General features: G+C 70.3%; 13 protein-coding genes. 10 read left to right on the top strand and 3 right to left on the bottom strand.

From position 1 onward, the window contains the following. The first annotated feature begins 15 nt into the window (after positions 1–15). From pdxS to F6B42_RS08575, 10 genes are all read left to right on the top strand, one after another. Positions 16–912, top strand: a complete 897-nt coding sequence (pdxS, locus tag F6B42_RS08620; RefSeq protein WP_150419186.1) for a pyridoxal 5'-phosphate synthase lyase subunit PdxS — start codon at positions 16–18, stop codon at positions 910–912. A gap of 4 nt (positions 913–916) precedes the next feature. Beyond that, complete coding sequence (pdxT, locus tag F6B42_RS08615) at positions 917–1,528, top strand: pyridoxal 5'-phosphate synthase glutaminase subunit PdxT (RefSeq protein WP_263405891.1); 612 nt, start codon at positions 917–919, stop codon at positions 1,526–1,528. Between the two features lie 9 nt (positions 1,529–1,537). After that, complete coding sequence (locus F6B42_RS08610; protein ID WP_150419185.1) at positions 1,538–2,296, top strand: YebC/PmpR family DNA-binding transcriptional regulator; 759 nt, start codon at positions 1,538–1,540, stop codon at positions 2,294–2,296. A gap of 124 nt (positions 2,297–2,420) precedes the next feature. Beyond that, the gene (ruvC, locus tag F6B42_RS08605) at positions 2,421–2,981 is read left to right on the top strand and encodes a crossover junction endodeoxyribonuclease RuvC (RefSeq protein WP_150419184.1); all 561 of its coding nucleotides are present in this window, start codon (positions 2,421–2,423) and stop codon (positions 2,979–2,981) included. 68 nt (positions 2,982–3,049) lie between these two features. Then, on the top strand, positions 3,050–3,667 hold the full coding sequence (ruvA, locus tag F6B42_RS08600) for a Holliday junction branch migration protein RuvA (RefSeq protein ID WP_150419183.1): 618 nt from the start codon (positions 3,050–3,052) through the stop codon (positions 3,665–3,667). Then, entirely contained in the window at positions 3,660–4,685 is a 1,026-nt protein-coding gene (gene ruvB / locus F6B42_RS08595) for a Holliday junction branch migration DNA helicase RuvB (protein WP_223878423.1), read from the top strand. The genes ruvA and ruvB overlap by 8 nt, the downstream gene beginning before the upstream one ends. Before the next feature lie 78 nt (positions 4,686–4,763). After that, positions 4,764–5,255 carry a preprotein translocase subunit YajC gene (locus F6B42_RS08590; RefSeq protein ID WP_150419181.1) on the top strand — a complete coding sequence of 164 codons (492 nt, stop codon included), beginning with the start codon at positions 4,764–4,766 and terminating at the stop codon, positions 5,253–5,255. A 45-nt stretch (positions 5,256–5,300) separates the two neighbouring features. Continuing rightward, complete coding sequence (gene secD / locus F6B42_RS08585) at positions 5,301–7,019, top strand: protein translocase subunit SecD (RefSeq protein WP_150419180.1); 1,719 nt, start codon at positions 5,301–5,303, stop codon at positions 7,017–7,019. Then, entirely contained in the window at positions 7,019–8,008 is a 990-nt protein-coding gene (secF, locus tag F6B42_RS08580; RefSeq protein ID WP_150419179.1) for a protein translocase subunit SecF, read from the top strand. The genes secD and secF overlap by 1 nt, the downstream gene beginning before the upstream one ends. Positions 8,009–8,057: 49 nt before the next feature. After that, positions 8,058–10,310: a RelA/SpoT family protein gene (locus F6B42_RS08575; protein WP_150419178.1), complete on the top strand. Its 2,253-nt coding sequence runs from the start codon at positions 8,058–8,060 to the stop codon at positions 10,308–10,310. Here F6B42_RS08575 and F6B42_RS08570 read toward each other — a convergent pair. From F6B42_RS08570 to F6B42_RS08560, 3 genes are all read right to left on the bottom strand, one after another. Beyond that, on the bottom strand, positions 10,289–10,861 hold the full coding sequence (locus tag F6B42_RS08570) for an SAM-dependent methyltransferase (RefSeq protein ID WP_191089312.1): 573 nt from the start codon (positions 10,859–10,861) through the stop codon (positions 10,289–10,291). The two genes, F6B42_RS08575 and F6B42_RS08570, sit on opposite strands and share 22 nt — an antisense overlap. A gap of 92 nt (positions 10,862–10,953) precedes the next feature. Further along, positions 10,954–12,216 carry a DUF349 domain-containing protein gene (locus tag F6B42_RS08565; protein ID WP_223878422.1) on the bottom strand — a complete coding sequence of 421 codons (1,263 nt, stop codon included), beginning with the start codon at positions 12,214–12,216 and terminating at the stop codon, positions 10,954–10,956. 88 nt (positions 12,217–12,304) lie between these two features. Continuing rightward, positions 12,305–12,685: a dioxygenase gene (locus F6B42_RS08560; protein ID WP_223878421.1), complete on the bottom strand. Its 381-nt coding sequence runs from the start codon at positions 12,683–12,685 to the stop codon at positions 12,305–12,307. Positions 12,686–12,783: the final 98 nt, after the last annotated feature.

The following is a 12,783-nucleotide window of genomic DNA, read 5'->3' as shown; positions in this document are numbered from 1 at the left end:
CGGATCGGAGCCGACGTGTCCCACGACCAGCCCGCCACGGGCACCTCCCGCGTCAAGCGCGGTCTCGCCGAGATGCTCAAGGGCGGCGTCATCATGGACGTCGTCACGGCCGATCAGGCGCGCATCGCCGAGGACGCGGGCGCCGTCGCCGTCATGGCGCTCGAGCGCGTCCCCGCAGACATCCGCGCCCAGGGCGGCGTGGCCCGCATGAGCGACCCCGATCTGATCGACGACATCATCGCCTCGGTCTCCATCCCGGTGATGGCGAAGGCGCGCATCGGGCACTTCGTCGAGGCGCGGGTGCTGCAGGAGCTCGGCGTCGACTACATCGACGAGTCCGAGGTGCTGTCGCCGGCCGACTACGTCAATCACATCGACAAGTGGGGCTTCACCGTCCCGTTCGTGTGCGGCGCGACGAACCTCGGCGAGGCCCTCCGCCGCATCACCGAAGGGGCGGCGATGATCCGCTCGAAGGGCGAGGCGGGCACCGGAGACGTGTCGGAGGCGACACGGCACATCCGGACCATCACCGCCGAGATCCGCGCGCTGCAGGCGAAGAGCCCCGACGAGCTCTACGTCGCCGCGAAGGAGCTGCAGGCGCCGTACGAGCTCGTCGCCGAGATCGCGGCGACGGGGTCGCTGCCGGTCGTGCTGTTCACCGCGGGCGGCGTGGCGACCCCCGCCGACGCGGCGATGATGATGGAGCTGGGCGCGGACGGCGTATTCGTCGGCTCGGGCATCTTCAAGTCCGGCGACCCGGCGCGGCGGGCGGCCGCGATCGTGAAGGCCACGACCTTCCACGACGATCCCGCGATCGTGGCTCAGGCCTCTCGTGGTCTCGGCGAGGCGATGGTCGGCATCAACGTGTCGGACCTGCCCGCGCCGCACCGCCTCGCCGACCGCGGCTGGTGAGCCGGTGAGCGCTCCGGCCGCGCCGCGGGTGGGTGTGCTGGCGTTGCAGGGGGACGTCCGCGAGCACGTTCGCATGCTCACGGATCTCGGCGCCGCGGCATCCCTCGTCCGCCGGCCCGCCGACCTCGAGGACGTCGACGGGCTGGTGCTGCCCGGCGGCGAATCGAGCGTCATCGACAAGCTCGCGCGGGCGTTCGGGATGCAGCAGCCGATCCGCGACGCGATCGGGCGCGGGATGCCGGTGTACGGCACATGCGCCGGGCTCATCCTCCTCGCCGACCGGGTCGAGGGCGCGATCGCGGGGCAGGAGACGTTCGGCGGACTGGACGTGACGGTGCGGCGGAACGCGTTCGGCGGGCAGTCGGAGTCGTTCGAGACGGACCTGACGGTGCCGGGGTGGGAGGGGCCCGTGCGGGCGGCCTTCATCCGCGCGCCTCTCGTGACCGCCGTCGGCGCGGACGTGCGCGCACTCGCGGCCCTCGCCGACGGCGCCGTCGTGGCTGTCGAGAGCGGCGTCCTGCTGGCCACCGCCTTCCACCCCGAAGTGTCGGGCGAGCGCCGCTTCCACGAGCGCTTCCTCGCCCACGTCCGGAACGCGTCGCCGCTCGCCCGGTAGGATCGAGGCATGTCCGGTCACTCCAAATGGGCCACGACGAAGCACAAGAAGGCGATCATCGACTCGCGCCGTGCCAAGTCGTGGGCGAAGCTCATCAAGAACATCGAGGTCGCGGCGAAGCTGGGCGGTGCCGATCTGCAGGGCAACCCCACGCTGTTCGACGCCGTCCTCAAGGCGAAGAAGACGTCGGTCCCCAAGGACAACATCGACCGCGCCATCAAGCGCGGCGCCGGCATCGGCGGCGAGTCGGTCGAGTACTCGTCGATCATGTACGAGGGCTACGGGCCGAACGGCGTCGCGCTCATGATCGAGTGTCTGACCGACAACAAGAACCGCGCCGCGGCCGAGGTGCGCACGGCCCTCACCCGCAACGGCGGCACGCTGGCCGACCCGGGCTCGGTCGCCTACAACTTCCACCGCAAGGGCGTCATCGTCGTCTCGAACGAGAACGCCTCCGAGGACGACCTCATGCTCGCGGCGCTCGAGGCCGGTGCCGAGGAGATCGAGCCGCACGCGCAGGGCTTCGAGGTCGTCACCGACCCGTCCGAGCTCGTCGCGGTCCGCACGGCGATCCAGGAGGCGGGTCTCGAGTACGAGTCCGCCGATGTCGAGTTCGTGCCCTCCCTCAAGGTCGAGATCGACGCCGAGACGGCGCGCAAGATCTTCCGGCTCATCGACGCGCTCGAGGACAGCGACGACGTGCAGAACGTCTTCAGCAACTTCGACCTCACCGCCGAGGTCCAGGCCGAGCTCGAGAACGACGAGTAACGAGCCTCCGACCGGTCGCCGTTCCCGGCATCCCGCGCGGATACTCTCGCGCCGGATGCCGGGAACTGCGCCGTTCTCGGGCTGTCGCGCGTCCGGCCGCGCCGACGGCGCCTAGCGTGGAGGAGTGACCTCCCCGCTGCGCGTCCTCGGCGTCGATCCCGGTCTGACCCGCTGCGGTGTCGGAGTCGTCGATGTGTCGCGCGACCGCTCCGCGCGGCTCGTGCACGTCGGCGTCGTCCGGTCCGACCCCGAGCTGCCGATCGAGCAGCGCCTCGCGACGATCGCGGCGGGCCTGCGCGCCGTCGTCGCCGAGCACCGGCCGGACGTCGTCGCGGTGGAGCGCGTGTTCTCGCAGCACAACCGCTCCACCGTCATGGGGACGGCGCAGGCGAGCGGCATCGCTCTGCTGGTCGCCGCCGAGCACGGTCTCGCCGCGGCCACCCACACGCCCTCGGAGGTGAAGGCCGCGGTCACCGGCTACGGCGCCGCCGACAAGCTGCAGGTGCAGACGATGGTCGCCCGCGTCCTCCGCCTGGACGCCCTGCCCAAACCCGCCGACGCGGCGGACGCCCTCGCCCTCGCGCTCTGTCACGCATGGCGCGGCGGTGCCGCGGCCGCAGCGCGGACGACGCTCACCCCGGCGCAGCAGGCGTGGGCGGCGGCCGAGCGCACCGGCCGACGCTGATCCGCGCGCTCACCGGGCCGATGCGTGTCGCTCGAACATAGCTGCGAAGGCGCCTCTAGGCTGGACGCATGATCTCCTCGCTGCGCGGCTCGGTGCTGCACCTCGGTTCCGACAGCGTCGTCGTCGATGTCGGCGGCGTCGGCTTCTCCGTCGCGGTGACCCCGGACATCCCGCGCACCTACCACGTCGGCGACGAGATCGTGCTGCACACGAATCTCGTCGTGCGCGAGGACTCGCTGTCGCTGTTCGGGTTCGAGTCGCGCGACCAGCTGGGCGTCTTCCTGCTGCTCATCGGTGTCACCGGGGTCGGCCCGAAGTCGGCCCTCGGCGTGCTGGCCTCGCTGAGCGTCGAGCAGGTGGCCGAGGCGGTGACGACGGAGGACGACGCACCGTTCCGTCGCGTCTCGGGCATCGGGCCGAAGACGGCGAAGCTCATCGTGGTGCAGCTCGCGGGAAAGCTGGCGGCGCCCGTCGTCGGCGCGAGCGCACCCGCAGCCGGGGCCGACCGCTCGCTCGCCGGGCAGGTGATCGCGGCCCTCGTCGCCCTCGGCTGGAGCGAGCGGGTCGCGGCCGACGCCGTGAGTCAGGTCGTCGCTGCCGGGGATGCGCCGGGCACCGTCCCCGCGCTGCTCAAGCTCGCGCTCGCGCACCTCGGCCCCGCCCGCTCGGAGCGCTCCGGTGGCTGACGCCCACAGCGAAGCCGCCGACGACTCCGAGCTCGCGGTCGAGGGAGCGCTGCGGCCCACCTCGCTCGCCGAGTTCGTCGGTCAGCAGAAGGTGCGCGGTCAGCTCGAGCTGCTGCTCCAGGCGGCGCGGATGCAGGACCGGCCCGCCGACCATATCCTCCTGTCGGGTCCGCCGGGCCTCGGCAAGACGACGCTCGCGATGATCGTGGCGCACGAGAGCGGACGCCCGCTGCGGCTGTCGAGCGGTCCGGCGATCCAGCACGCGGGAGATCTCGCGGCGCTGCTGTCGAGCCTCGTACCGGGCGAGGTGCTCTTCATCGACGAGATCCACCGGATGGCGCGATCGGCCGAGGAGATGCTCTACCTCGCGATGGAGGACTTCCGCATCGACATCATGGTGGGCAAGGGCGCCGGGGCCACCAGCATCCCGCTCGAGCTCGCTCCCTTCACCCTGGTCGGCGCGACGACGCGATCGGGCCTGCTGCCCAACCCGCTCCGCGACCGCTTCGGCTTCACCGCGCACATGGAGTACTACGAGCCGGACGAACTGGAGCGCGTCATCCGGCGCTCGGCCGGTGTCCTGGCGGTCGACGTCCCCCCGGCGGCGCGGGCCGAGATCGCGCGTCGCTCGCGCGGAACCCCCCGCATCGCGAATCGGCTGCTGCGCCGGGTCCGGGACTTCGTCATCGTCCACGGCGACCAGGATGCCGGGGCCACCGAGGCCGACGTCGCGGCCGCGCTCGAGCTGTACGACGTCGACCCGATCGGCCTCGACCGTCTCGACCGCGCCGTGCTCGATGCGCTCGTGCGCCGGTTCCGCGGCGGGCCGGTCGGACTGAACACCCTCGCCGTCACGGTGGGGGAGGAAGGGGAGACGATCGAGTCGGTCGTCGAGCCGTACCTGGTGCGCATCGGGTTCATCGGACGCTCCCCGCGCGGTCGCATCGCCATGCCGGCCGCCTACGCCCACCTCGGCATCCCGCGGACCGATGGGGCGTTGGAGATCGATGACCTATAGTGGCTGAAGGCATCTCGCCGACGAATCCCGAGGGTGCGCCCGTCTGCGTGCCGACCCGCGAAAGGCGCTTCGACCTCCATGCACTTCCTGGACACCACTCCGACCAACGCCCAGCCGGTCAACCCGCTCCTGCAGTTCTTCGCGGAGTACGGCCTGCTGATCATCCTCGCGCTGCTGATCGTCTTCATGTTCTACAGCCAGCGCCGTCGCGCGCAGCGGATGAAGGCGGAGCAGGCCGAGAAGGCCAAGCAGCTGCTGCCGGGCGCGAAGGTGCTCCTCCAGGGCGGCTTCTACGGCACGATCGTCGCCTACGACGGCGAGGACCTGTCGAAGTCCGCGATCGTGGAGCTCGCCCCCGGCGTCGAGGTCGAGGTGCACAGCCAGGCCGTCCTGCGTGTCGTCGACCCCACCGAGGGCTCGCTGACCGAGGACGAGTACATCGAGGCCGAGGAGCACCACGACGAGTACGTCGCGGACGTCGAGCAGGGTCTCATCACCTCGGTGAGCGACGACGAGGCCCGTGCGAAGGCCGCCGAGCGCACCGACAAAGACGACAAGCACCAGGCCTGATCCCCGCCGCCTCGCGCGCGCCGCTCGACGAAAGCTGACCTTCCCGTGGCCACTTCCACTCCCGTGCGCCGTGCCTGGCGCGCGCTGACCGGACTGCTCGTCCTGACAGCTCTTCTGTTCGGCATCAACGCTGTCGGTGTGTACGTCTTCAAACAGAGCTCCTGGGCGCCCGAGCTGGCGCTCGACCTGCAGGGCGGCACGCAGATCATCCTCGAGGCGCAGTCCGACGGAGCGACGCCGACGACGGAGCAAATGAACCAGGCGGCGACGATCATCCGCCAGCGCATCGACGCCTCGGGCCTCGTCGAGGCAGACGTCGCGACGCAGGCGGGCAATCAGATCGTCGTGCAGCTGCCCGGCGAGGTCGACGACGAGACGCGTGCCCGCATCGAGGCGTCGGCGCAGCTGCAGCTGCGTGCGGTGCTCTACGCCGGCGCCCCCGCCACGACCTTCGTGGGTGAGGACGGCACCGAGACGCCGTACCCCACGCCCGACCCGGCGCTCCCCGCGACGCCCTCGGTGGCGCCCACCAACGGCAGCGACCCCGCGTGGATCACCGAGGCGCTGCAGGCGCGATTCCTCGCGTACGACTGCGCCGACGAGGCCAACGACCCCGCCAGCGCGCCGTCCGATCAGCCCCTCATCACGTGCGACCAGACCAACGCGGTGAAGTACATCCTCGGACCGGTCGAACTCGACGGCTCGTCGATCACCGACGCGACCAACGGGCTCGAGCAGCAGACCGGCCGCTGGGCGGTCAACATCACGTTCAACGACCAGGGCACGCAGACCTTCGGGCAGATCAGCCAGCGTCTCTTCGGCCAGCAGCCGCCGCTGAACCAGTTCGCGTTCGTCCTCGACGGCAGCGTCCTGTCGGCTCCGTCGATGGATGCCGTCATCCTCACCGGCAAGCCGTCGATCACCGGATCGTTCGATCAGGACTCGTCGAAGGTTCTCGCCGACCAGCTCAAGTTCGGCGCCCTGCCGCTGAGCTTCGAGGTGCAGAGCACCAACACCATCTCGGCGACGCTCGGCTCGCAGCAGCTGCAGATCGGCCTCATCGCCGGCCTCATCGGCCTCGCGCTGGTCGCCATCTACTCGCTCGTCGTCTACCGGGCACTCGGCACCGTGATCATCGCCTCGCTCGTCGTGATGGCCGTGCTCACCTACGCGGCGCTCGCGATCCTCGCGTGGCGTATGGGCTTCCGCCTGTCGCTGGCCGGTGTGGCCGGTCTGATCGTGACGATCGGCTTCACCGCCGACTCGTTCATCGTCTACTTCGAGCGGATCCGAGACGAGCTCCGCGACGGCAAGTCGATCACGAGCGCGGTCGAGGACGGCTGGTCGCGCGCCAAGCGCACGATCTTCATCTCGAAGTCGATCAACATCCTCGCCGCCGTCGTGCTGTACGTCCTGGCCGACGCCACCGTCAAGGGCTTCGCGTTCACGCTGGGTCTGACGACGGCGATCGACATCCTGATCTTCATCCTCTTCACGCACCCGACTCTCCAGCTGCTCGTGCGCACCCGCTTCTTCGGCTCCGGTCACCGGCTGTCCGGACTCGACCCGGACGCGCTCGGCGCCGTCTACCGCGGTCGCGCTCAGTTCCGGGCGCCGGCGGCCGCCGACGCGAAGACCGGCGCGGCTCGCCGAGCGACCAAGTCGCGGGGCGAGGCCGAACGACGACAGACCATCGCGGAGCGCAAGCGCGCTGAGCTGGGGACCGGCGCCGATACGCGCCGCGCGACGGAAGGCGACGACTGATGCGCTTCTTCAACCGATTCGGCAACGACCTCTACACGGGCAAGCTCTCCTTCCCGTTCGTCGCCCGCCGCACGCTGTGGTTCATCATCGCCGCGGCGCTCATCCTCGGCTCGGTGCTGGTGCTCGTCGTCAAGCCGCCGCAGTTCTCGATCGAGTTCACGGGCGGGTCGCAGTTCACCGTCACGAACGTCGCGAACACCGACCAGCAGCTCGCGACCGATGCCGTCCAGGCCGTCGTGCCGGGCGCGGCCACCAAGGTCACCACGATCGGCGACGACGCGGTCCGCGTTCAGACCGATCAGATGTCCGACCCCGAGACCCGCGACGTCACGGCCCGCCTCGCCGACGCCTACGAGGTGCCGAGCGCCGAGGTGAGCTCGTCCTTCATCGGTCCCAGCTGGGGCCAGGACGTCACCCGCCAGTCGCTGTGGGGTCTCGCGATCTTCCTCGCGCTGACCTTCATCATCCTGGCGCTGTACTTCCGCACCTGGAAGATGTCGGTCGCGGCCATCATCGGTCTCGTGGACGTCCTCGTCGTCACCGTCGGCGTGTACTCGCTGTTCGGCTTCGAGATCTCGCCCGCCGCCGTCATCGGCTTCCTGACGATCCTGTCGTACTCGCTGTACGACACCACGGTCGTCTTCGACAAGGTCCGCGAGAACACCTTCGAAGACGGGGAGAAGTCCGGTCGCACCTTCGGCGAGTCGGTCAACCTCGCGGCCAACCAGACCCTGGTGCGCTCGATCAACACGACGATCGTCGCGGCCCTGCCCACCGGCGCGATCCTGTTCATCGGTGCGCTGTGGCTCGGCGCGCAGACCCTCACGGACATCTCGCTGTCGATCTTCGTCGGCACGCTCGTCGCCGCGTACTCGACCCTGTTCGTCGCCGTGCCGCTGTTCGCGCTGCTGCGCGAGAGCGAGCCGTCGATCAAGGCGAACGACGAGCGCATCCGGGCGTCGCGCGAGCTCGCGAGCGTCGACGCCTGAGCGTCGTCGGCGGGAGTAGGATCGAGGTCTGCATGGCGGAGGTGAGAGCGTGACCGAGATCACCCCCGCGCCTGCGCAGAGCTCGCTCCGCCGTCTCGTCCCGCGCATCTTCTCGCGTGCCGCTCCCCGGGAGGGCCTCGAGCAGCTCGTCCGCACGGTTCGCGCGCATCATCCCAAGGGCGACATCGCGATCATCGATCGCGCCTACCAGACGGCGGCGCGCGCCCATGCGCAGCAGAAGCGGCAGAGCGGCGAGCCGTACATCACGCATCCGCTCGCCGTGGCGCAGATCCTCGCAGAGCTCGGCCTCGGGCCTCGGGCGATCGCGGCGGCGCTCCTGCACGACACCGTCGAAGACACGTCGTACGGGCTCGACCAGCTGACGGCCGAGTTCGGCGACGAGGTCGCGATGCTCGTCGACGGCGTCACGAAGCTCGACAAGGTCAAGTACGGCGATGCGGCGCAGGCGGAGACCGTCCGCAAGATGATCGTCGCGATGTCGCGCGACATCCGCGTGCTGCTCATCAAGCTCGCCGATCGCCTGCACAACGCGCGCACCTGGGGCTTCGTGCCGCCCGAGAAGGCGGCGAAGAAGGCCACCGAGACCCTCGAGATCTACGCGCCGCTGGCGAACCGTCTCGGCATCCAGGCGATCAAGAGCGAGCTCGAGGACCTCTCCTTCGCGGTGCTTCATCCGAAGATCTACGCCGAGATCGACAGTCTGGTCAGGCAGCGCACCCCGCAGCGCGAACAGTATCTCGAGACGGTCATCGACGCTGTCGACACCGATTTGCGCGAGCTGCGCATCCGCGGGCGCGTCATGGGGCGGCCCAAGCAGCTCTACTCCGTGTACCAGAAGATGGTGCTGCGCGGTCGCGAGTTCGACGACATCTACGACCTCATCGGCATCCGCATCCTGGTGACCACGGTGCGCGACTGCTACGCCGTCCTCGGATCGATCCACGCCCGGTGGACGCCGCTGCCGGGCCGGTTCAAGGACTACATCGCCACGCCCAAGTTCAACCTCTACCAGTCGCTCCACACGACGGTGATCGGCCCGAACGGCCGGACCGTCGAGATCCAGATCCGTACGCACGAGATGCATCAGCAGGCCGAGTTCGGCGTCGCGGCGCACTGGAAGTACAAGGAGCGGATGAACGGCGGCAAGACCGACGCCAAGGCGGCGGACGCCGACATGGCCTGGCTCGCCCACATCTCCGACTGGCAGGCCGAAACGGCCGACCCGGGGGAGTTCCTCGATTCCCTGCGCTTCGAGATCGGTGCCAAAGAGGTCTACGTGTTCACGCCGAAGGGGCGGGTCATCGGCCTGCCCGCCGGCGCGACGCCCGTCGATTTCGCCTATGCGGTGCACACCGAGGTCGGCCACCGCACGATGGGCGCGAAGGTCAACGGCCGCCTCGTGCCGCTGGAGTCGTCGTTGTCGAGCGGCGACGTCGTCGAGGTCTTCACCTCGAAGAACCCGGATGCCGGTCCCAGCCAGGACTGGATGGGCTTCGTCCGGAGCACCCGCGCCCGGAACAAGATCCGCGGCTGGTTCACGAAGGAGCGTCGCGAGGAGGCGGTCGAGCAGGGCAAGGACGCCATCGCGCGGGCGCTGCGCCGGCAGAACCTGCCGGTCCAGCGACTGCGCGGACAGGATGCGTTCACCGAGGTCGCGCACCAGCTGAAGTACGAGGACGTCACCGCGCTCTACGCGGCCGTCGGCGAGGGGCACGTCTCGACGCAGTCCGTGATCGAGAAGGTCACGGCGCTGGTCCGGGCGCAGGAGGACACGTCCACCGGCCCGATCGACCTGCCAGCGGTGGGGCGTTCGCGTCAGAAGCGCGACAGCGACTCGGGGGTGCTGGTACGCGGAGCGCCCGACATCCTCGTCAAGCTGGCGAAGTGCTGCACCCCGGTGCCGGGAGACGAGATCGTCGGCTTCGTCACCCGCGGCAGCGGAGTATCCGTCCATCGCGCCGACTGCACGAATGTCTCGTCGCTCATGCAGGACGAGGAGCGCGTCATCGACGTGGCGTGGGCACCGACGACCAAGAGCCTCTTCCGGGTGCACATTCAGGTCGAGGCGCTCGACCGCTCCGGTCTGCTGAGCGATGTGACACGCGTGCTGAGCGAGCACCACGTGAACATCCTGTCGGCCTCGGTGCAGACGACCAACGATCGGCTGGCTCTCAGCCGCTTCGTCTTCGAGATGGGCGACACCGTCCACCTCGACCGGGTGCTCAACGCGGTCCGCCGGATCGACGCCGTCTACGACGTCTACCGCGTCACGTCGTCCTGACCGTCCTCCTCCGCTCGCTCGAGGAGCCAGGCGCGCACAGGACGCTTGAAGCCGACGGGCCCGGCTTCCTCCAGCAGCCGGAGCGCCGGCTCGGCCGCATCCGGGTGCCGGCGGAGGAGGGCACGCGCATCCCGCCCGGGCAGGCGCGAGGCCGCGGCATCCGCGCGGAGCAGGTCGACGAGGGTGCGTTCGAGGGTCGTCACAGCGACACCGGCGAGCTCGACGGTGTGCTCGGGCGGCATCCGACCGTCGCGGAACCGGACCCGCGCGCTGACGATGAACATGGTCCGGCGGTCTCCGAGCCGCTGCAGGTGGTGTCGGGTGGGCGGCTCGGGCCGCACGCCGTGCACCCAGGCCGCGGAACCATGCGTCAGCGCGAGCCCGGGTCGTGCGAGCGGACGAAGCGACAGTGCCCGGAGGGCAGTCGTCTCGACGGCGTCGGCAGGCATGAAGCCCTCACCGATCTCGACGACGTCGCCGTCCAATCGCGCCGCGCTCAGTTCGGCGTGCGACAGACGGTCATCGGTGAAGTAGAGGTAGGGCGCGCTCACGCCTCCAGTGTGCAGCGGCACGAAGCCGCCGCCTGCTGCAGAGGTCCCGATTGTGGAGAAGCGGACGCCGCTCGGCTGCCCCGCCGCGTCGCTCAGCCTCCGAGCGCGCTCAGCCACGCCTTCCGGGCCTTGAGGGCCTCGGCGGCCTCCGCGATGGCGCGCTTGTCGCCGGACTCCTCGGCGCGGGCCAGATCGGCTTCGAGCTTCGCGATGGCGTCGTGCAGCTGGGAGAGCATGTCGCCCTGGCGAGCCTTCGTCTCGGGGTTGTTGTTCTTCCAGTCGGCGTCCTCGCGGGTGCGCAGCGCCTGCTCGATCTTGCGCAGATCGTCGTCGAGCGCACGCTCCTTGTCGCGGGGGAAGATCCGTCCGATGTCGTCCCATCGGCGCTGGATCTGTGTGAGCAGCGCGCGGGCGGCGGCGATGTCCTTCTCGGCACCGACGGCTGCAGCTTCGTCGAGCAGTTCGCGCTTGGCCGCGATCTTCTCCTTCGACGCCTCGGCATCGGCGCTCTCGCGCTCGGAGCGAGCACCGTAGAGGACATCGCCCGCTGCCTTGAACCGCGCCCACAGTGCGTCGTCGGCCTTCTTGCCGGCGCGGCCGGCGAGCTTCCACTGGTCGAGCAGCTCGCGGTAGGCGCCGATGCCGTCCTCGCCCTGCGTCGCGAGCTTTTCGGCGCGTTCGATCAGACGCTGCTTCGCGTCGCGCGCGGACTTGTGCGTCTCGTCGAGGCTCGCGTAGAACTCGCGTCGATGCTTGTCGACGACCGATCGCGCGTCGCGGAATCGCTTCCAGAGCTGCTGACCGACGCCGCGCGGCAGACGAGGTCCGTCGGACTGGTGACGCTGCCACCGGTCGAAGAGGTCGGTCACCTCGGCCGAGGTCTGCTTCCACTGGATCGACTGCGGGTCGCGGGACGCGATCGCCTCGATCGCCTCGACCAGGACGGTGCGCTCGGCGATGGCGGCGTCGAGCGCCTCCTTCGCGGCCTGGGCCTCCGTCTCCGAGGCGGCGCTGAGCTCCCCCTCGAGCGACTCGAGTCGTGCGTCGAGGCCGGCGAGGTCGCCGACCGCGGCCGCACCGGCGAGGCGGGAGCGCAGCCCCGAGACCGCCGAACGCAGATCCGAGGCGGACGCACCGCCGCGGCGGTGACGCACCTCGATGAGGGTCACCTCGCCGGCCAGATCGGCGAACTTGCGCTCGAAGTACGCCAGCGCCTCGGCAGGCGTCCCGTCGGGGTACTGGCCCACCACTCGCCAGCTGTCGCCCTCGCGGACGGAGACCGTCCCGTCGTCCTCGACACGACCCCAGGGGGCGGCGTCGGCGGAAGGGATCTCGGAGTTCGGAGTGGATGTCACGGAAGGCACCTCGTCGCGGCTCACGCCGCATGGGGGTCAGGTCGATCGCCAGCCTAGTACGCGGCCGTCGACGAGTCGGGGCGGATGTCTATTCGGAGTCGGGGACCGGCGCCGCCGTGTCGGTCGGCACCGGCTGCGGCGAGCCCGGGGGCGTCGGGCTCACGGTCGGAACCGGCGTACCACTCGGCGCCGCGCTGTCAGTCGGACCCGGGCTCTCGACCGGCGCGGGGCTGTCGGTGGGAGCCGGGCTCTCGGTCGGCGCGGGTTCGGGCGCCCCGGGGCCGACGGTCAAGTAGGCGGTCTGAGCGCCGAGGATCGCGAGGACGAGGATGCCGCCGCCGATCGCGGCGACGAGGTTGTCACGACGCCGCCGACGCAGCAGACCGTCGTGGTACTCGCGGCGAGCCGTGTAGACGCGAGCGCGCTCCTGCGCCGCCTTGTCGCCCCGGTTGCTGCCGCGACCCGCCACGTTGCCTCCTCGATCGACCCGCTCGAACGGGCCCCTCCAGCCTACGGGCGGCGGTCTGGGGCGGCCAAACCCCGATGTCCCCGCCCGCGACTAGCCTG

This window comes from Microbacterium radiodurans (genome assembly GCF_008710705.1).
In the GTDB taxonomy this organism is placed as follows: Bacteria; Actinomycetota; Actinomycetes; order Actinomycetales; family Microbacteriaceae; genus Microbacterium; species Microbacterium radiodurans.
The sequence above is the reverse complement of the archived record's forward strand: the minus strand, read 5'-3'. Positions and strand labels throughout refer to the sequence as shown.